This is a genomic window from Psychrobacter sp. JCM 18900, assembly GCF_904846625.1.
GTDB lineage: Bacteria > Pseudomonadota > Gammaproteobacteria > Pseudomonadales > Moraxellaceae > Psychrobacter.
Genome location: NZ_CAJHBL010000005.1, coordinates 129357 through 150448 on the forward strand (window position 1 = coordinate 129357; position 21092 = coordinate 150448).

Sequence of the window (21092 nt, forward strand, 5' to 3'; positions counted from 1 at the left end):
GCGCATACTTTTAATTATTATTTATTAGGGCGTGTCTTCAATTCACTTGATAGTTATCTAAATGGGCTAAAAACAGCTAAATTTTGCCAAACATCGTCAAATAGCTGGTTAATATCCCGATATTATCGGCACTATTTTCCTCGTTTGACGGCAATTTATCTCATTTTTATCACCATTTTTGAAATGAAGACACGCCCTAGAACAAAATAGCAAAAATTAATTAGAGGCTGCTCTAGATAATGAGCTAACCATCTAAGTCAGTTAACGCATTAAACATCGGCTCATACAGTGGCTGAGCTAATGTAGTCAACGCTGCTGACAAAGCCTTAAACGCATCTTGGTCACGTAGTACATATTGCCAAATAGCATGCTGAGAGCAAGTATCATATACCGTGTCTGAGTTGTAGTTAGGTCTTAACCAGTCTGAGAAGTCGGCACGTTTTGGCCAATAGCTATTACCGTCACCTTCTTCAGGCTTTAGATACTTATCAAGGTAATTAAGTGCATATTCTGGTAGTAACGTAATAGGCACTTGACCCGTTAACTTGCCAAAAACAGCCCATTTTATCAACTCAATGACTGCGTCTTCATAGACAATTGGGCTTAGTTTAAATGCGATTACATCTTTATAGTTACCAACTTGTGAGCTGGCCTTATTAAAGCGCCAAATACTCACGCCATCATTTAATACCACTTGCTCGGCAGTGGTACGTCTGGCCACTTGCCAATACAAATGTGACAACCAAAACTTGAGTAAATGCCTAGGACTGGCAGAATTGGGCAGTATATTTAACCATTGCTTAGGCGATTGCTGAGCATAAGGTACACCCGCCTGAATAACTGATATGGGTGCTAATATTGGTACTGAGCCTTTTATCTTAATGGATTTTGGCAACAGCTTAAGCAGTGTCTCTATACCCTCTATATTCGTCTGATTACTTGACTCGTTGTCAGTGCTACTCAGTATATTTTTTAGCTCTATTTGAACGGGATGCTCGGCAATTGGCGTCAGTAGCTGTAATACACTGCTGCTATCTGCCTTACTCTCGTTGAGAATACTGCTTTCGTCAAAGCCATTAGCCATTAACTGCTCTTTAAACTCTAAACATTGCTGTTGCAGTTTCTTCTGTTGATTGGGTAATGTAGTTTGGCGAGCGACACCAGCAGGCATAATTTTTTGATACATCAGGATTGGCGTAGTGGTTTCATCCGCTGCACTCTTATTATTCTCATCAGTAACCAACTGTTTAATCAAATGATCTTTGATTTGATAGGTAGTTAAACTGTCTAAAAATAAGGGCTCTTGATGTGATAGTGCTTCTTCACCTTGTACCACATGTACCTTTTGAGATCGTAAGAATGCTTTGGCAGGATGGCGCACTTGGTAAGACAATACCCCTTCAATATCAATCTCTCCGATGTTAAATATGTTATCAGATAACTCTTGGATGAGCGCCTCTGTCATGCTACTGACATCGCTAGGAGCATCAACAACTGTGTCGAACCCCAACAATTCAGCCAATGCAGACAAGGTTTGATTGTCTACTTGACCTAGCTGACCCAAGCCTTGACCCAACACCTGAGCGATTGACTCATACTGCGCCTTCGTAGGTAAGCCCACCAACTCTTTATGCTCACTAGATACTCGACCTTTTAATGTGTCAAACACCGCTTGCCAAAGCGGTGCAGGCGGAAACTGTTTTTTCTGAGCCAGTTTGGTTTTGCGCATGGCTATATTTAGTAAAGTATCCAGCTCATCAATCATATCGACAGGGCTGGAATCCTGAGCATTGATAGTAATGTTGGCATTAACGTTGGCATTAGCATTGTCATCAATATCAGGAGACGCTTGCTCAAAAACATTAGCACCTTCAATTTCTGTCTCAAACAGACTCTCATGAAAAGGCAGTGCAGGATGCTCAGTCACTAACCACTGCTTAATCAATTTAGGTAAGTAACGCTTGAGGCTCTCGGTGGTGGGATCAATATTCTCAAGTAATGTCTCAAGCGAGTTCACCTGCCATTGCACCTCGCCTTGTAGGAATTGCAATAGCTCGCTCACTGGGTTGGCTGGCAGATGCTCATGGGTGTCCGTCAAGCTTTGGCCGTTGTAGAACATCCAACATGCACTGCGCGCGCACAGTAGCGCATCTAAAAATGCACCGTTGTCATCATCTTCACTAACTCTGTCACCACGGCGTGCATTGGTCGCTTTCATCAAATCATAGCGGTTATCTCGGTCACGCCCAGGAAACTCAGAGAGATCCATATTGAGCATCACCACCAGCTCAAATGGCACGTTTCTTAGTGCACCAAACCGACCAAAAGTAATCACCCCAGTTGGCTCGGCACTGACCTGCTGACTTTCAAGCTCGTTTTCGATACTGTCTAGCATAAAGCTCAGCTTGAGCGGCAATTGCTCCACACCTGCCAGCCTCTGCTCCACTTCTCTGTTGTCGACATCACCACTAGCGTACTGCCTATAGTGACGATTGGCTCGCAGACTTGATTTAAAACCATTCATCGCGTTGTAAATGGCGCGCATGGTACGTGTTTGGTCTACATCACCAAAGTAGCGATGGATAACTTGTGTCTCAATCTGATCGAGCCAATCTTCCGCTTTCATTTTTTGTGTATGGTCATCACGACGCGCAACTAAGCCCGTGTAAATACGACAAAGTGCTTCAACGATCAGCGCATCATTTAGGCTGACTTGTGGCAATGGCAAGGTCATTTCTGGTAAAGCTGTACTTGGCCATTCATCGTCACTTAGAGCATATAAGCAGTCGCTCAACTCAGCCTCTGGCATGACCAGACCTAGGGTCAGTCTGTCTAATGCCTGTGCAAAGCTAAAGCGATAGTCGTAATCATTACTGTCTAAAGTTTGCTTAAGATGCAGCTCGTCAAAACCGCGAATAAAGCCCGCCTCTACCAATAAATCACAGCCACGGCTCATTTGCTCATGAGTCAGTCCAAAGCTTTCAAATAAAGGCGGTAACATGAGCCAGTCTAAGACTTCAGCTGCTTCAAAACGGGCGCTATGGCTACCCAATAGCTTGTAAAAACCGATAATCGCTTCCCATAACTGGCGAATGTCGGCATCAACAACACCAGTCACTTTAGCAGGCAAAGTCAAACCGTCTTGACCTTTACCATTGACGAAGATAGACCCAATCAATGCATGATGACGTTCAACATCAGGTAGCAGTACAACAATGTCGGAGATATGGCGTTTCTTCTCACCAGATTTGATAGGTTCATTTAGCCAACGGCCAATCATAATACGCAATACTTCAAGTTGACGCTGCAAACTATGACACGAATGTATGCTTAGGCTATTATCTTGGGAAGAGATTTCCCAAAAACGGTCTTTCTCAAAGCGCTTATTTTCTAATGCTTCATCTTCATACCAAGCCGTTTCTGGCTTAGCTTCATCAAAGCTTGGCTCTAGTTGCTTACTTACCGCTTGTGAGACTGTAGCGGCTGTTGCTTGCTGGGTAGATTGCTCATCAAGCATCAATACATCATTTTGCAAACGTTTTAATAAGCTCAGGTTACCTTGGGCATCTTGAGTACTGACAGCGTCATCAGCAGCATCTATGCTTTCATAATCGTAATGACCGAGCACATTATCTACACCCTTATCAAAGTTATCTTGCCATTCGACTAGCGCATCGTCGTACTGCTCATTACCAGACAAGTTAGCAAGCATTGCAAACGCATCGCGCGACTGCTTGCCCAAACGTGATAGCAAACTGTGACCATAATCACGCAAAAACACACTTTCAGGATTGATAATCTGCTGACGCTGTAACCATGATTTATCAACGATATCGGCCCAAAACAGCTTTGATGGATTGTAATGCAATAGCGTGATATTCATGTATTGCGACAAGCGCTGTAGAAAGTCTAACTCGGTCTGTGGCAGTTGCTGAATGGTAAATATACGCAGTACTTTGGGCAACTGATCGCGCTCATTCGCCTTGTTACCTTTTAAAGCCGACCAAAACGCACGCTCCAGTGCCACACGGTGTAAATGAACATCAGCAAACAAATGTGACCATAAGAATCTTTGGGCGATTTCTAGCTCAACATAATGCTCGACCAACCACTCAGGTGTGCCGCGCGCATACTTATCAAAGCGCAGAGATAAGGCGTCTTTATCTGCTATCAACTCACTTACGCTCAACGGCTTGTTTTGCGACCATAATGCCAACCAATCCTCACGGTGAGTCAAATAGCGGTTAAACACTCTTGCCAAATCGCTTGCCAGCTGCCAAATACGGGCATCTTGTTGCGCCTTATCCTGTCGCACATTGTCTTTTAGCACACTGCCTTGCTGTAAATTATCCTGTTGTACATTATCTTGTTGAGCAATTGCCTGTGGGTCATCAATCAAAGATGCCAGTAATGGATGAACCGGATGCTTCTCATCTTTAACAATCGACTCTTGATAGTAAGTCAAATACCCAAACAATCGCCATTGCATCACCGTTGGTGACAACACCGCCACTTCGGGTACATTCAAGGTTTGCGCTTCAGGGTTTTGCGCTAGTAAAGAAGCGTTATGGCGAGTTAGCACATCTTGCATCAATGTCCATTGATACTGACCCCAGAATTTAGTACGCACCAAGGTACTAATACCAGCACGGCTAGCAATAGTTTTGTCCAACCAATCACCCAATACCATTGACGGTACAATGACAATAAAAGGCTCAAAAACAGGCTGATCCTTGGACTGGTATTGTACAAGCAATTGATCAACGAGGTTTTCGGTACGGTGCGACTGAATGATAGTGAACATAGACAATAATCTGATTGCAATAAAGGTGAGGTATTAGGATTAATAAAAAAGGCTTCACTTGTAGATGAGATGTCTGTATCCAATGTCAAAAATGCTATGAAACGTCCAGACAAAACAAAAATCGATACTCATCAATCCATGTTTGATGGTCGTTACTATGATGCATTTCTGCTAGCATGAGGGCCATAAACAAAAACAACTATAGTAGCAAATTCTACATATCCATTGATAACGTTGACTTGCCAAATTTGCTATCAGTGTGCCATTGATGGTTATCGTTTACTAGTGTAGATGCCGATATTATAATAAGCTTGCGACATTTAGTGTCGTTTTATACTATCATTCCTATTTACAATGAAATAATCTCATTGCGGTTTTTAAATTGGCCTTTACAACCTGTATCTAAATAATACTTTCTATTGACGGGATTACTTAATATTATGCCATTGCGTCCCATTGATGCCATTTTTGTCCATCCAAAACAACGCTTATACGTCGTGTATTATCGCGGTGAGTTGTGGCAACTGCCACGTATGAAAATCGATGACAGATCATGGCAAAACAGACGACCATATACGGATGATAGCAGCTCACTTTATTTGAGCATCCATCAAGCTATCAGCGACCCTATCCTTGCGCAGAAATTGAGAACGCTAGATCTACCTGTAGCAGTACGTGGTAGCACGTTGCCGCGTTTTGAAGCATGGTGGGAGGCACATGGGTTTAGATGGTTAAAAGACAGATTGTTAACCGGTGAATCGCCGTTAGCAGCGCATCAAACTACTACATCTGCTGCCAAGGTATTAAACGACCAACCTGATTCTCTAATAAATCGCCAAACCAATAATCATACTGATGAAAGTAGTGAAGTTAATGAAGAACAAGTATCTACCCCTTCTGCAGACACGGATATCTTTGCAGACATGTTGGCTGAATTAACCGATGAAGTACTAGAACAAAAGCTTTAAAAACTAGATACCACCTTATATATAAACTTTGCTATGAATCAACTAATAATAAAAGAGCAGTAATATATGAAAGACTACAAACTACTGCTGGCTGGGCTAATCTTACTGCTGCTCACAATCTTTATCGCGGTCTTCATTTGGTTGTGGACCAGTAATCGAAAAAACACAGACCCATTGCCAATCATGGCAAGTGAAAGTGAAGCAGACCCTAGTACGAAAGGTGATGAATCAAGAGAGATTGCTGACAGTGTTTTATACATTCGAGCAGAAGAGAAGTTACAGATACCTTTGGACGATATCATTGTAAGCTTTGAATCTCGTTATCCGCACGTGCAAGTGTTAGCGAGTTATGTACCCTCTAACGACCTTCTTACAGTACCAAGTAGTGGTTCTATCAAAGACAAACTCTCTGACTTTGTCTTTGATACAGATATAATTATTACCAATGACGATAGCCTGTCTACAGAACGGGTATCACTCTTACAGTCAGAATTGCAACAGGCACAAGATAGAAATGGTCAAAGTCAAAAAAGCATTGATAGTGCTAGTATAAATGACGCTTCTGATAAAAATAGTGATAATAGTACGCATAATAAAGATAAAGAGATACACACTCTAAATCCCTTTAACTATGCTCTAAAAGATGAACAAGCGCTTGAGGGTGTCATTCTGACAGACGATACAACTGCTATTAGCTTCCGTAATTTTTTACTATCGAGCACAGGTCAAGATATACTAAAAAAATATGATTATGAGAATATCAGTGGTTATAAGAACAGTGTAAATGACTTATTTAAACCAACCTCACAGGCAAAAACTGCATCAGGTGATCATGCTGTAGATGTCACTGATGCGCTTAGCAATGGTGAGTAAGGATAAATTGTCTTTATTTATCTTTTGTTGATTGCTTTTATGACTGCTTTTTTCTACAATGTCACTCCATAATGCGCCTATAGCTCAACAGGATAGAGCAGTTGCCTCCTAAGCGATCGATCCGAGTTCGAGTCTTGGTGGGCGCACCAATTATTGTATTTAGACATAACCCCGCATTACCCCAATCCGCTACAGCCCCCGAATTGACTTACATTACGTCTTCCTGCATCACTTGTCATTACCTAGCAGCACCACTACACTGTTGTTAAATATGTTGTTAAATATTCAACAAGAGCATTATTTGTTGTTAAATTCTCTTAGGTTTTGTTGTTAAAACCTCTCAACGCCTTTAAGGCCAAGTCATGACAAAGAGAAAAGACTACCAGTTGACGGATGCTGGCGTAAAATCTATTGCCAAACAATCACCACCTAGTAAAATTACACGTCACGGTGACGGGAATAATTTATATCTAATACAACATCCAAACGGTTCCCTATTTTGGCAAATGGCTTATCGCTATCAATCTAATAAAGACCTCAAACCTAAGCAAAAAACCTATCAGATAGGTATATACAAACCAGCCAAGCTAGATATAGATTCCTCCTTCAAACCAGAAGTATCGTTAAAACAAGCACGATTGGCACGTGATAAAGCTAAATCATCACTTGACGACGGTATTGATCCTACCGACCAAAAAAACCATCATAAAAATAACTTTGAGCAGAAAGATTTATTTAAAATTATTGCTAACAGTTATATCAATGAAAAGTCAGAAACCACGCCCAAGAATATTCAAAAGCTGCATACCTATTTAGACAAGCATGTCTCACCACATATAGGTGACTATCCTATAAATGCTATTACTGCTCAGGATGTTATTAAAACTGGATTAGCAATTCAAACGTATTTTGAAAAGCAAGGTAAGTGGACGACTGACACAACACACAAGTGCGTGGCGTTTATCAGTTCGGTTTTTGAGTATGCTATCAACACGCTAGGTTATGATCTTATCAATATTGCTCATGGACGCAGTAGAGCGCTAAGACCTCATAAGGCTGAGCGCATGAAAGCAGTGGAGCAACACCAATTCCCTGAGCTACTACGTAATATTGATCAATACAGTGTAGATAATCCAAATGCTCATGAACAGACCGTCGCTGGCATGCAATTAATGACGCTGTGCTTTGTTAGAACAAAAGAGTTGAGGTTTTTTGAATGGTCAGAGATTGATTATCATAAAAGTGTTTGGCGAGTGCCAGCGCACAAGATGAAGATGCGTCAGGATCACATTATCCCCCTATCACCACAAGCTATGGCTATTATCGAGCGTATGCGTCCCTTAACTGAGCGGACAGGCTATGTTTTCTACAACTTTGAGCGCAGTAATCCATATAGCGAAGTATGGTTTAATCAAGCACTAAAGCGCATGGGCTATACAGGTGATCCCTACCCTAAAATGACGGGGCACGGATTTAGACAGCTTGCGAGCACAGGATTGTATGAGCTGCAGTTTCCAGAAAACATTATTGAAGTCCAGTTAGCCCACCTTGAACAATCCAGTGTTAAAAAACGGTATGACCTCTCAGCCCACTTAGCAGAACGTCAAATTATGATGAACCGTTGGGCAGACCACTTAGACGACTTGCGAGCTGGAAAAGCGGTTAGCTTTGACCTTTTAACACCTAGTGAGGTATCGAGCGAGATAAGCAGTCGCAGGGTACAAGCCACAGATATAGAATTACAGGATAAAGAAACGTTAATAAAGGGCTTACAAGCGCAAGGGATATTACCTGACTTATTGGCTCAGCTCGCCAGCCAAATGACCTAACATCACATCGTCAGCATCACCCTGACATATAAAAATTGATAGCGTTATACGCTGTCATTACAAATGTAGGGCTAGGATTAATTATCCAAATATCAGCCGTTTTCACACGCCTTAGGCTGGCATGCCTTACATCTACTTCACCTAAAGGGTGTGCTTAAAGGTGGGATCGTGTTATCTCTAAATATAGAACGAGCCGATTATTATTCCTTAGATGATGCATGTAGTTATTTAAGTCTAAAGCATAAAGTTACGAATATAACTGCAAGAAAACTCTTAAAAAAGATCATAAGCTATCAGATACCTGTCTATATCTATGCAAGAGGTTTTAATATCATAGGCGACTTTGAGACAAATATTCCTGAGGTCAAAGATGAAGAAATAGAAGATGTAGTTGTAAGAGAAACTTTGACCAATAAAGTCACACATCAAACAGAGGAATATCTATCTGCACTTTGTGAGAGTGGATATATGTTCCTGCAACTAGATCCTAGCGTTATTGACTTGATGCCATTAAACAGCAATGTCAGAACTGATATCGATACAGAAGAATCCTTTTTATTTATTGGCGCTTTGAATATTTTAGATTTATATAAAAATAGTAGAACTTTAGATTATCTTCAGACATATATTGAAAAACACTTTGGTTACTACGTCAATAAAGTGCTCGCTCTATATCCAAGAGCAGACTATATGGACAAAAATTCCAAAGAAGATGTTTTAGACGAGTTAAATCGAATAAGACCTCGAACTATAAACCAGTTTGAAGACTTTGATGCTGACAGAGGTGATTTGTATTTCGATATAACTCCTGATGACCTAATAATTTTACATAGAGATTTATCGGAATTAGAAGAGAAGCTCGTTAACGATGTAGCACCAAATACTGGTAGAGATACAGCTATACCAATTGCAAAGCTTCAAAAATCTTTACCTCGAAAAGGAGTGGGAGTAAGAAAGTTAGAAGCAAAAAGGGCTGCTTGGCTCTTAGCACAAGCATTGTGGGAAGACGAACCGCAAAATGAAAAAACTAGAATTGCAGATATGGCCTTCAAGGTATATGCAATAATGAATACGTCCGATTTAAAAGATCAGCTACCGAATCACGCGATAAGCTTAAAAGAATGGATAGCAGATAATGCACCAAAGAAAGCACGCCAAGGTGGTAGACCAAAACTTACTTAATTAATGTATAGCAACCTAGGTTTATCTATATAAACCTAGGTTGCTATATTTTTTTTGATCTTTAACATGCCTATCATTCATCTCATAGCAACCAGCCATTACCGGCAATTACTCTAACCGCTATGAGGTAAATATTATGAAACTCACTGATCAATATTTAAGAATGGCAGACCTTGCTAACCAATCGGAACGCATCGCCAAGATCTATACGACACAATCAGGGCAACAACGAACTGTGTCTGCTAAAAACGCGACACGCGGTATCGTCGGTTTCTCTGCTAAACATATCTACCACCTAATCAGTCAAAATCAATTTCCAGCACCCATTAAAATTGGCCGTGCTAGCCTATGGCTTTTATCTGATATTAACGGCTGGATAGATTCTCACGCCGCGATTAGTAATGACGAGGTGACAGTATGAGTCAATCTCTTAAAGTATTAGAATCCCACCTCCTCACACGCCATGGTCAAATGCTGTCAGTAGCAAACGACCACATTCAAGACTATTCCAACGATTGTGACAGGATAGCCGATACACTGAATCTCATTAAAGTGGATGATCCAGAATCAAAGGCTTTAATAGTAGCTATAAGATCTGCCTTATTCATTATCAGCGAACACGCCAGCGATTTGAGCGCAGAGATCATAGTACAGCTTATCTCACGACCTGCAGTGGAGAAGTCAAACCATGAGTAGCAATGACTATAAAAATAAGCTAGAAGCTCTCAGCAACTTACCTGATGATACCTTGTCTATCGGTCAAAATAGCCAGCGTGAAATAATCGATACAACTACCGACAACGACACAGAGGTCGTTGTGATATCAGCACACGATCTATCAGATATTGCCTGTGATATCGAAGGCGTGGTCACTATATTGAATGATATTGGGCATCTGCTAGCACTTGTTCACTACGCCAAGATACCACCACATACCGTTGTAACCATGTCACGTTTAACAAATGACTCTGTCAATACATGGATAAATCTATTAAATGCCAGATTAAAGAAAACCAATCAAATCTTAGCATTGGCTCATTACGACAAGGAGGTAGCACAGTGAGAAGCTACCCACCAAAGCAAAGCCATAAGCATGCCAAGCGTAAGAGCTTCTACAGAAAATATCAAGCTACACGCAAGCCGAACCAGTCGCCAGCAAGGGGTAAAAGATGACCCCTACACCACAAACGATAGACAATAAAAAAGCCCATGCTGACAACATGGGCGCTGATACTCTCTTACAAGGTTGCAAGCCAGCTACAGAGAAACAACTAGCAAACTGTCCATTCTTAACCAAGCTATGCAGCATGATAGAACCTGAACGACTGCTATTTTCTACAGACGACACCACTATATATCATGGTGATGATATTGGCAAAACCGAAGCGACCGCTGGCACGATAGCTATAGAAGTCACCGACAGACAAAAGCAACCCGTAGGCGCGGTATTCTACACACCAAACAGCAAAGCAAAGCCCATTGTTGTTGATCCTACAGGGTATGGCGCTATCGTCATTGGTGATACGAACAAAGCTAATGAAGTGCTAGCATTTGATAATTTAGATAACGGTATTGATACTTATTCGTGCCTGATGGCTAGTGACAAGACTATTATTATCAGCCCTCAAAAGACAAAGCAATGCTTTAAAAAAATGGTGCAGCATTGGAGCAGCGGATCACAGGTCATCATACCGATGACCATAGATAACAAAGGGATGATAAATTTACTCTCAGGTGTGAATGCTAGGGCATTGGTTACTGTGGCTGATATGGTCACGATGCTACATGCTAATAATAGCTATGAGGCAATACTGGCAGCTGATGACACCCAGCTAATCAATTTAAAAGATACCACTTACTATCCTGAATGGCGCGACGACAAAGCACCTCAACTGAATACGCCTATGGTCTGTGATGATGGGCGTTTTGAGCTATACCATGATGGGCTGTTTTTCGTAAAGTACGATGACAGCGATCCTAGCAATATTTTATATAAGCAAAAAATGTTTGTTTGTTCTCCCATAGAGATTATTGCTAAGACACGGGACACAAGCAGCGCTACATGGGGGCGGTTACTGCAATGGCATGATGATGACAGCGTGTTACATACATGGTCAATGCCGTTAGCTTTACTGCAAGGTGATGCCCGTGAGTATCGCCGTGAGCTTGCCAGTCAAGGATTAAGCATTACTACTAGTGGCAAGCAGCGCAACTACTTAGACACTTATATTCAGGACTACCCTATTCACAAACGAGCATTATGCGTGGATAAGTTGGGCTGGCATGAGGAGCAATACATATTACCTAATGGCGCTATCGGTAGTGATAGTAAAGAACTGATTGTCTATCAGTCTGCAAATAGCATTAACAGCACCCTAGCCCAGCAAGGAGAGCTAGCCCAATGGCGTGATGAGTTATGCAGGCCACTAGCAGAACAAAGCCGTTTTGTTTTCTCCATTGCTTGCGCATTTGCTGGTCAATTACTCGCGCTATTAGAATCTGACGGGGGTGGTTTCCACCTTTTAGGCTCATCAAGCATGGGTAAATCTTTATCGCTTAAGTTGGCTGCTAGTGTGTGGGGTAATCCTGACAGGTACGTTAAGACATGGCGCAGCACTGACAATGCCCTAGAGGGCACAGCAAGCGAGCATAACGACAGCTTCTTGCCCCTCGATGAGATCAGCGAATGCGCTCCCAAAATAGTAGGCAAAGCCGTTTATATGCTAGGTAATGGTCACGGCAAAGGTAGAAGTACGACTACAGGACACAACCGCATAGCCAAAGAATGGCGCATTATTTTTTTATCCAATGGTGAAGAGTCGCTGCAAAACATCATGGCGCAAGCAGGACAGAAAACCAATGCAGGTATTGAGGTTCGGGTAGCACATATAGACGCTGACGCTGGTAAAGGCTTAAAGACTTTTGATAGTTTGGTATTGGCACCCACAGGTGCAGCGCAAGCCGATAAGATCAACGAGCTATCACACGCTTATCATGGTGTGGCTGGCATAGCATGGCTAGAACATATTACTATTGACAAGGCTGCGACCACAGCCACCGCCAAGCAGTTGGTAGATGACTTTATGAGCCAATACACAGAACTTGCTCCACAAGCACACAGAGTGGCTAAACGATTCGCTATTGTGGCTGCCGCTGGTGAGATGGCAACTCAGGCAGACATCACAGGCTGGCAAGCAGGACAAGCAACCACAGCCGTTATGACATGCCTTGATAATTGGCTTGATAACTATGGGCGTGATGGTGAGCATGAGCAGCGCCAGATCATCAAACATATTCAGACGTTTATTGAACAGCATGGATCAAGTCGTTTTGAGCCGCGCCATAGTCACCGATGCCCAGACTTTGAGCCTAAAACTTCTAACCGTGTAGGCTATCGCAATACTAATACAGGTGACTATTATTTCTTAATGAACACCTTTGAAAAGGAAGTCTGCCCACCTTTCAATGCTAAAAAAGTCTTGCAAGTTTTGGATGATGCCAATCTTTTAATGCGTAATCAAGGAGATCGTAAAGCATATAAATCACCAAAAACACTTTTTCTAGAGCGTGACCCCTTCTATGCAGTTACAGGTAATATCTTAAGTTATGACATCAATAGAACTACTGGGACAGTGGAGACAAACGGGACAGACCATACAACGAAAGAGCTAAAGACCGTCCCAAGTATCAAAGTCTTATTGGGACAGGTGGGACAAAGTAAATATAAACCTGCTAATTTGTCCCATTCGTCCCAAGCCCTAAAAAGTACTGGGACAGCCACGAATCCAGTAATCAGAGTCGCTGTCCCGTTGTCCCAAGTGTCCCACACTGAAAAGGCAGTTACAGCAGCTAATGTTATTTCTGAGCCAGATAACGAGATACCACCATTTGGTAGGATAGCCAATTATTGATAGCTGACAACTATCTCGACGACTGAAATACTGAAAGGCATACGTTAATACGCATGCCTTTCTTACTGTTTGTACTCTGATGACAGCAAAGAAAAATATTGGAACCAAAACAGCCAAATTGTGGAAATTTGGAACCAAAACACGCCTGTTTTCTCTTTGGTTCCAACATAAAAAACCACTCTTAGCCCAGTCATGGAAAGTGATTCAGCTCGGAACCAGAAATAATTTTGGAACCAAAAAAAAGCTGGAAAAATGGAACCACCTTGGTACGATTAGAGCGAGAAAACGCCTCTCAAACCAATTTATCTTAAGCTACAACTAATAATTAAATGACCTGTACATTTTTGACTAAAAAAAGCACTTTTGGGGGAGATTCAATTTTTGTTAACCGTTATGATATTGGTTATAGACAGTAAGCAACTGGCTATATGAAATAAACTAAACCTTTAATGGAGTAACAACTATGAAAGTTTATATGAATAATGGCGGTCAAGGTGCAGGCTGGCCGAGCACAACAGGCAACCCATCAGGTGGTGGTCGCGATAATAATCCATCAGGAAAATAGGTAGTTAGCTGATAATTACTAGCTATACTCAAGCCACATGTTCAATACGTGTGGCTTGCTTCTTTAAATAATCTGGCCATTCGACCCGTGGATTGTTTACATGCTCACTGATCATCTTCTCGTACTTAGCCGTCATTGATTCCCACAATCCATAATACTCATCACAGATAAAACAATGTTGCTCTTTGGTCTGCTTGTTGAGCTTATCCGTGTGTTCATAAATACTTTGAAAGAAAGCATATATGAACCAAGTCATACCTTCGGCAGTAGGAGGAAGTCCACCAAGTTCATTTATATCTTCATTTTTTACATATCTGACAAACGATTTCTGGAAATTAACTAATGCTTTGTCAGGCTCATCTTCTAGAGACTCTTCCATACCCAACAACCAATAAAACTCTTCAAGACTAATCCAGTTTCTCTTACTATCACGTTCGCTTTTTCTATCTAAAAAACTATACAGCTGACCATCTTCATCATCCGTTCTCCAATTAATCTCATTTCTAAGACCATAATGACCTTTTGGCATTTCCTTAGGCTTTGGATTTTTACGGACTTGTTTAGTTTTCTCGCCACTATAGAAATAAAGGTCGGTTAATATAAAATGTATGAATGAGCGTGATGTACAAGTGAACGGATTACCATTTTTGTCGGTTAGCTTGTATTTTTTAATTGCTGTGTCATATGCCCATTTATCTGGATCTCGTTTATGCATGAACAACCAGCCCAGACTAATCGGCATAATATCTTTTGAATAAAAAGCTGCATGAACCAGAGCATCAAGGTTAGCGATAAAACTAAGCACTATAAACGAATAGAAATCCCTTACTGGCATGTTTATATTAAGCGCCTCATCTTCATAGTTAAAAGTCTTAAGTAAGTAAGTCTTAAAATTTACAATAAGCTTACTATTAAATTTCTGACTCAAACAGTCATCTACAATCTTGGCATGCTCAAGTAAGTGGGTTGATTTTTCAGTACCAAGCAGCGTACGTACTAATGACTCATAAGGATGTTTGGATAGCTCTCCTTCTTCTAAGTTTATATCTTCTGGTTTAATACTTCCTTCTTCCTGCGTTGTAGCTATATTATCAAATATATCTGCGATCTGTACTTTCTTCTTTCTAGGTATCTTAGACAGTTTTTTGGTCAACTTTCTCATTAAAGCTTTGCCTTCAGGTAAGCCTTTCCTCAAAAGAAGCAAGGACGGAAACATACTGAAGTTATAACGCAACTTCTCATCTTCAGTATCACAAAGGTTAATATTCTTATCTGTCATGCCATTTACCCTTTATTCTCTGTATAACCTATCCTGAAACCTCATTACCCAACTTCGTATCAAGCATCAACCTGATAAACTTCTTAAACTGATTCGGGTTAGACAGTAGATGCATGGTCATGTTTTCAAACGTACCTTTGGCATCAAACATAGCGTCCTCGGCAGCATTGGGATAACCACCTAGCATAATCTGATCAACACTGTTATTAGTGAACTGCTTGACCACGATCTCGTTTTCAGTGACTTTATCCCAAATGGTATTCATAAAGTTCACTTTGTCTTTATCAGTAAAATCCTCACCAGCAAAGACTTCATTCAATCTCTCAATAATCTGTGATAGCAGCGCTTCTTGTTTGTCCTTAGGCGTGGCCGTGCCCGCTCCACTGCCACCATCTAATTGATATTCAGACTTGCCCTCTTGCAGTTTTAAGTCTTGTTGATGCAGCTTTGAGACACGGTAATGACTCATAACAATATTACTTAGATCAACATCATCTTCATTGTCTACGCTTTCACGTAGTAGTGGCTGTAGGTTACGCGCGTATAGGCTCAGTTTCTCTAGCTCTTTATCATCATAGTCCACGATTTGCGACATAAACTCATACTGGCGGGTAAAGGTGCCTAAGTCCTTTTTAAAGATTTCCAGCGCGTCTTGATCGGTCTTAAAACCTTTGTAGTCATTCTCAGCATTGGTCATCAGTACCACATCGCCCGTGGCCTTGGTACGCTCTAACATCACCTTGGCATGCTGTGCTTGTTCACGTGCTAGCTTATAGCGTTTTTGCCAACGCTCAACCGCTGGCTTGCAGATATTGCTAATGGCCGCGTTAGACTTGTTCTTGCTGTAGAAGGCCTCAACGAATTGCTCTACCTCATGCCATAAGAAAATACCGCTGGCACGTAGCTTCTCGTAAAGATCAAACACCTGATCAGGGTCAGACACATCTGCTAAGGTTGCAGTCTCATAGTATGGTTGGAAGGCTTCGAGAATATCGTTAGGATCATTGAAAAAGTCGAGCACAAACGTACCGCTCTCTGCTTTGCCCTTATAGGTACGGTTCAGCCGTGAAAGCGTCTGTACGCAGTCCACGCCTGTTAGCTTCTTATCCACGTACATGGCGCACAGTTTGGGCTGGTCAAAGCCTGTCTGGAACTTATTAGCCACCAGCATCACTTGATAGTCATCACTGTCAAAAGCTTTACGCAGATCGCGGCCTTTTAACCCGATATTCATATTGTGCTCGGTGAACTTCTCGCCAAGTAATGCGCCGCTATCAGGATCATTGTCATTAAAGGTGACTTCACCTGAGAACGCGACCATGGCATTGATGTTTCTATAACCGTAATCAGCAATATAGTTATCAAAGGCGATCTTATAGCGTACCGCCTCTTTACGTGAGCCTGTCACTACCATGGCTTTGGCTTGGCCGCCTAATAAGCCTTTAATATTGTCATTAAAGTGCTCAATGATGATCTTAACCTTCTGCGCGATATTGTGCTCATGGAGTCGCACCCAGTTATTAAGCTTAATCTTGGCGCGGCGGGCATCGACCTCATCATCAGCGGCGGCCAGCTTTTGCTTAAGCTGATAGACCACTTTATAGTTGGTGTAGTTCTTGAGCACATCTAAAATAAAACCCTCTTCAATGGCTTGACGCATGGAATAAACATGATAAGCGGCTGGCAGGTTATCGCTAGCAGCTGGCAAGTCAGGATTGGGCAAGCGTCCGAATAACTCGATGGTTTTCGGTTTAGGCGTGGCAGTAAAGGCATAGTAGCTGAGGTTGGGACTGCTACGGCGTGAGGCTAACGTAGCGTCCAGTATATCTTCGCTAGATAGCGGCGCGTCATTCTCAGTAGTATTATGCTCTATATCGCCTGAGACCAATACTTCTTTGAGCTGGCGTGCGGTAGAGCCTGTCTGTGATGAATGTGCTTCATCGGCGATGATGGCATAGCGGCGCGACTTAAGCACACTTGAGTCTTCAATCGCTTTGAGCACAAACGGAAAGGTTTGAATTGTCACGATAATGATCGGCTGTGAGTTTACCAATGCAGCCGCAAGCTGTTCAGACTTTGAGCCATCGCTCTCTTTTCTATTGATCTTACCGACTACGCCATCGGCATGTTCAAACTGATAGATGGTGTCCTGCAATTGGTCATCAAGTACGGTACGGTCGGTGATAACAATGACTGAATGAAACTGCTTATCGCCGTCACTGTTATATAAGGTGGATAGCTGATGGGCAGTCCATGCGATAGAGTTAGACTTACCCGATCCTGCACTATGCTGAATGAGGTACTTTTGACCAGCGCCTTCAGTAATAGCAGCATTAACCAACTTGGTCACCACATCCCACTGATGATAGCGCGGGAACATCATGGTTTCTTTCTTAGACTTGCGCCCAATAGCGTCCTCTTCCTCATCGATCTGCAAGTGCATAAAGTGGCCGAGGATGGCGAGTAAGTTCTCTGGCGTGAGTACTTCATTCCATAGATAGTCAGTAGCATATTGGCTGAGATCGTCAGGGGTATCATTACCCGCGCCGCCGTCACTGGTGCCTTTGTTAAATGGCAAGAAATAAGTACTGTCACCTGCCAGCCTAGTGGTCATATAGACTTCATATTGACTGACCGCAAAGTGAACCAGTGCGCCGCGCTTAAACGTCAGTAGCGGCTCAGGCTTCTTAGTATCAGGGTCTTTAGGCAGGCGTGTCCTCTTATACTGAGTAATAGCATTTTGTACCGCTTGCTTAAACTCAGACTTTAGCTCCATCGTTGTGACGGGCAAGCCATTGACGAACAGCACCACATCGATACGGTTACGCTTAGCGACTTTACCATCAGTACTTTCTTTGACGCTGGTATGAGGGCTATATACCACCTCGGGAACCACACGGCAGATTTTGGTCTCATAGCGTGCCATGATCTCAGGGTTTAGGTTATGCTCAGGCTTGAACTGGCATAGTGAGAAACGCGCGTTACGAATCTTTAGGCCATGACGTAATACGCCAAGCGTCCCATAGGTGCGTGAGGCTTTATCGGTAGCGTGCTCATCGGCCTTGTTGAGCTGCTTAACCAATGCGGTGATGAAATGGCGCTCAGAATCGATAGGAAAGGTACGGCAAAACTTCTCCCACTCCTGCGGCTGGGTTGTCTGCACAAAGTCCAGCACGTCTTGCTCATACAGCGCCGTTTCTGCCTGATAGCCGCTGGCATGACCCAACTGCCAGCCATTTTCTTGCATTTGGCTGACGATATCGGCTTGGAAAACAGACTCATAGGTAGCGCTTTGGCTCATAGTTAATCCATTAAAATTTATTATTTTTATACAATTGATGAGTTTAAAATCGTCCTATCCTTCAGAGACCAAACAAGCATTAGACACCATTGGTTACTAAATATAAGTGCTATTATTATCATCAGTAATAGTAACTAACATGAATGTTATTTTGAAGATAAGTTAGTTAACTGAACTAATGCTTTGACTAATCATACATCCCTGTGCTTTGCCATTACTACAAGTTTCGTTACGACGCATATTTTGGCTCTTGCTAGATACTAACTTAAAATTACTTTGAGCAGTAGCATTACCCTGATCAGCAGCTTTTTGATACCATTCCTTTGCCTTATTAGAATCTTGATTTACCCCTAACCCATTCTCGTACATAGAACCTAAATTATTTTGAGCTAAAACGTTTCCTTGGCTTGCAGATTTATGAAATAGATCGAAAGCTTTAGTCAAATCTTGATCGACCCCATGAGCTGTGTAGTATGCTGATGCAAGACTAAACTGGCCTCCTGAGTTATCCTGAGCCACAGATTTTTTATACAGTCTTATTGCATCAGTGTAACTCTGTGGCACTCCTAAACCCAATTCATACATTAGTCCAAGATTGTTTTGAGCTAATGCGCCTTCTTGATCTACTGACTTTTGAAACCACTCCACTGCCTTTCTATAGTCTTGAGAAGTGCCTTGACCCTTTAGATACATTAGTCCAAGATTATTTTGTGCTAAGACGTCACCCTGAATAGCTGCTCTTTGATACCATTCAACTGCTTTGATGTAGTCTTGTGCAATGCCTATGCCTTTCTCATAGTTGACACCGAGATTGTACTGAGCCGTTGCATCACCTTGCATGGCTGCTTTTTGATACCACAGATTGGCTTTAATATGATCTTGTTCAACTCCTTTGCCTTGAGCATATAAGTCGGCAAGATTTTTTTGCGCCAATGCATTCCCTTGATTGGCAGCTTTTAGGTACAGCTTTGCAGCCTGACTGTAATCTTGCGCAACTCCAGTTCCCATTTCATGCATAAACCCAAGTATATTTTGAGCTGAAGGCTCGCCTTGATCAGCAGCCTTCTTATACCATCTAGAAGCTTGAACATAATCTTGAGTAATGCCCGTCCCTTGATAGTAGATTGTGCCAAGACTAACTTGGGAAGCAACCTCTCCTTGATTAGCCGCTTTTTTGTACCACTCTAATGCTTGGCTATAGTTTTGCTCAACTCCCTTACCAACATAATAGGCAGAGGCAAGCTCATATTGACTAAACCTATCACCTTGCATGGCTAAGTATTGGATGCTACTAATATCCTTAGCTATAGCAGATAAAGATAGGCTCAACGCTAGTCCTAGCGCTATTGTCTTACAAGCAGGAGTCTGTTTGATTAGGGATAGTGTCATCGTACTTCCTTATGCTGCATAAAATATGCCCACCACTGACTATCTAAACTTACTCAGGAGCCATATGTAAAAACTCATTTTTTATTGACCTAACCAAACGATCAAATTCATCGCTAGAAAAAACGAATTTTTCTAGATGACTCCAACCTTGAAATCCTAAGTCGCCGTCGTCAACAAAACTATGAATATCATCTTCTAGCAAGAAAACTATGTCAGGCAGCGTCAAATTAGATAATTCACTTACTATTTTGTTCTGTAACTCATCTATGGACATTTCATATAAAAAGTGATCATTACCGACATAGATTAAATAACCCAAATATTCGAAGAGACTATTAAACCCTTCCTCTGCGGCATCAAGGCTAAGATACTTGTCTTTAAGTTTGGTCAGTAATGCTTCAACATATTCACTTTTAGAGGTTAAGTTAGATAGCTCTCCTAAGCTATAAATAAAGTCATTAGCTCCCTCAGTCAGTTCTTCAATTTGGTCGTACTGCGTATGCTTAGTTAACTCAATATCCTCATAACTTGTTCTTATGTCTGAAAATATTTCAGCTAAGCTAATAGACATTCGAGCTGTATATCTCAATTGCTCTGTTGCTATGCGGTCATCATTATTACTCTCAACATAGCTTAAAAGAGCATCTTGAATATGATGAAAAAAGGCCTGAATGAAAAAGTAATCAAACTCCATAATATAATTACGATTGATACTTTCTACCAAAAATTCATCATTATCTAGAATCTTAGAAAGTAGCCTTGCATAAGCCCATTCTTCATTATTTTCATTGTTGAGGAGGCCACACTGTATATCTCTTAGTTTAGCTAAAACAGTAAATTCTAGTTGTGACAATTGGATATGCGGGCCATCATCCAATCGCTCTAACTTAGAACCATAACGACCACAATCAAAAAGATAAATATACTTTCTGAATTTTGTCATCACATCTTTATCTATTTCTTGATCTATTAGCATGGGCTTTTTTGACCT

At 41.7% G+C, this 21092-nt stretch carries 13 protein-coding genes and 1 tRNA gene; 9 read left to right on the forward strand and 5 right to left on the reverse strand.

The window, feature by feature from the left end:
• Window positions 1-244: 244 nt before the first annotated feature.
• A complete protein-coding gene (locus tag JMX96_RS10640; RefSeq protein WP_201568979.1) occupies window positions 245-4804 on the reverse strand; it encodes an exodeoxyribonuclease V subunit gamma in 4560 nt (1519 codons plus the stop codon).
• A 440-nt stretch (window positions 4805-5244) separates the two neighbouring features.
• Between JMX96_RS10640 and JMX96_RS10645 the strand changes: the two genes are divergently transcribed.
• The 9 genes from JMX96_RS10645 to JMX96_RS10685 all read left to right on the forward strand — a co-directional run bounded on the left by JMX96_RS10645 (window position 5245) and on the right by JMX96_RS10685 (window position 13567).
• Window positions 5245-5772, forward strand: a complete 528-nt coding sequence (locus JMX96_RS10645) for a hypothetical protein (protein WP_201568980.1) — start codon at window positions 5245-5247, stop codon at window positions 5770-5772.
• 66 nt (window positions 5773-5838) lie between these two features.
• Window positions 5839-6645 carry a hypothetical protein gene (locus JMX96_RS10650; protein WP_201568981.1) on the forward strand — a complete coding sequence of 269 codons (807 nt, stop codon included), beginning with the start codon at window positions 5839-5841 and terminating at the stop codon, window positions 6643-6645.
• A 73-nt stretch (window positions 6646-6718) separates the two neighbouring features.
• A tRNA-Arg gene (locus JMX96_RS10655) sits at window positions 6719-6794 on the forward strand.
• A gap of 213 nt (window positions 6795-7007) precedes the next feature.
• Window positions 7008-8474, forward strand: coding sequence for a tyrosine-type recombinase/integrase (locus tag JMX96_RS10660; RefSeq protein ID WP_201568982.1), 1467 nt, complete (start codon window positions 7008-7010; stop codon window positions 8472-8474).
• A gap of 168 nt (window positions 8475-8642) precedes the next feature.
• Complete coding sequence (locus JMX96_RS10665) at window positions 8643-9656, forward strand: hypothetical protein (protein WP_201568983.1); 1014 nt, start codon at window positions 8643-8645, stop codon at window positions 9654-9656.
• A 136-nt stretch (window positions 9657-9792) separates the two neighbouring features.
• Window positions 9793-10077, forward strand: coding sequence for a helix-turn-helix transcriptional regulator (locus JMX96_RS10670; protein WP_201568984.1), 285 nt, complete (start codon window positions 9793-9795; stop codon window positions 10075-10077).
• Window positions 10074-10352 carry a hypothetical protein gene (locus JMX96_RS10675; RefSeq protein ID WP_201568985.1) on the forward strand — a complete coding sequence of 93 codons (279 nt, stop codon included), beginning with the start codon at window positions 10074-10076 and terminating at the stop codon, window positions 10350-10352. The genes JMX96_RS10670 and JMX96_RS10675 overlap by 4 nt, the downstream gene beginning before the upstream one ends.
• Window positions 10345-10719 carry a hypothetical protein gene (locus JMX96_RS10680; RefSeq protein ID WP_201568986.1) on the forward strand — a complete coding sequence of 125 codons (375 nt, stop codon included), beginning with the start codon at window positions 10345-10347 and terminating at the stop codon, window positions 10717-10719. The genes JMX96_RS10675 and JMX96_RS10680 overlap by 8 nt, the downstream gene beginning before the upstream one ends.
• A 106-nt stretch (window positions 10720-10825) precedes the next feature.
• Window positions 10826-13567 carry a DUF927 domain-containing protein gene (locus JMX96_RS10685; protein ID WP_201568987.1) on the forward strand — a complete coding sequence of 914 codons (2742 nt, stop codon included), beginning with the start codon at window positions 10826-10828 and terminating at the stop codon, window positions 13565-13567.
• A 593-nt stretch (window positions 13568-14160) separates the two neighbouring features.
• On the opposite strand, the gene JMX96_RS10690 is transcribed toward JMX96_RS10685, so the two are convergent.
• From JMX96_RS10690 to JMX96_RS10705, 4 genes are all read right to left on the reverse strand, one after another.
• The gene (locus tag JMX96_RS10690) at window positions 14161-15411 is read right to left on the reverse strand and encodes a hypothetical protein (RefSeq protein ID WP_201568988.1); all 1251 of its coding nucleotides are present in this window, start codon (window positions 15409-15411) and stop codon (window positions 14161-14163) included.
• A gap of 28 nt (window positions 15412-15439) precedes the next feature.
• Complete coding sequence (locus JMX96_RS10695) at window positions 15440-18712, reverse strand: type I restriction endonuclease subunit R (protein WP_201568989.1); 3273 nt, start codon at window positions 18710-18712, stop codon at window positions 15440-15442.
• A gap of 162 nt (window positions 18713-18874) precedes the next feature.
• Window positions 18875-20041: a tetratricopeptide repeat protein gene (locus JMX96_RS10700; RefSeq protein ID WP_201568990.1), complete on the reverse strand. Its 1167-nt coding sequence runs from the start codon at window positions 20039-20041 to the stop codon at window positions 18875-18877.
• A 109-nt stretch (window positions 20042-20150) separates the two neighbouring features.
• On the reverse strand, window positions 20151-21077 hold the full coding sequence (locus JMX96_RS10705) for a hypothetical protein (RefSeq protein WP_201568991.1): 927 nt from the start codon (window positions 21075-21077) through the stop codon (window positions 20151-20153).
• Window positions 21078-21092: the final 15 nt, after the last annotated feature.

Bases quoted from the DNA above. Each gene is read 5' to 3' on its own strand.
- JMX96_RS10680 (WP_201568986.1), top strand. From the start codon at position 10,345: ATGAGTAGCAATGACTATAAAAATAAGCTAGAAGCTCTCAGCAACTTA.
- JMX96_RS10640 (WP_201568979.1), bottom strand. From the start codon at position 4,804: ATGTTCACTATCATTCAGTCGCACCGTACCGAAAACCTCGTTGATCAA.
- JMX96_RS10685 (WP_201568987.1), top strand. From the start codon at position 10,826: ATGACCCCTACACCACAAACGATAGACAATAAAAAAGCCCATGCTGAC.
- JMX96_RS10645 (WP_201568980.1), top strand. From the start codon at position 5,245: ATGCCATTGCGTCCCATTGATGCCATTTTTGTCCATCCAAAACAACGC.
- JMX96_RS10690 (WP_201568988.1), bottom strand. From the start codon at position 15,411: ATGACAGATAAGAATATTAACCTTTGTGATACTGAAGATGAGAAGTTG.
- JMX96_RS10705 (WP_201568991.1), bottom strand. From the start codon at position 21,077: ATGCTAATAGATCAAGAAATAGATAAAGATGTGATGACAAAATTCAGA.
- JMX96_RS10670 (WP_201568984.1), top strand. From the start codon at position 9,793: ATGAAACTCACTGATCAATATTTAAGAATGGCAGACCTTGCTAACCAA.
- JMX96_RS10675 (WP_201568985.1), top strand. From the start codon at position 10,074: ATGAGTCAATCTCTTAAAGTATTAGAATCCCACCTCCTCACACGCCAT.
- JMX96_RS10660 (WP_201568982.1), top strand. From the start codon at position 7,008: ATGACAAAGAGAAAAGACTACCAGTTGACGGATGCTGGCGTAAAATCT.
- JMX96_RS10695 (WP_201568989.1), bottom strand. From the start codon at position 18,712: ATGAGCCAAAGCGCTACCTATGAGTCTGTTTTCCAAGCCGATATCGTC.
- JMX96_RS10650 (WP_201568981.1), top strand. From the start codon at position 5,839: ATGAAAGACTACAAACTACTGCTGGCTGGGCTAATCTTACTGCTGCTC.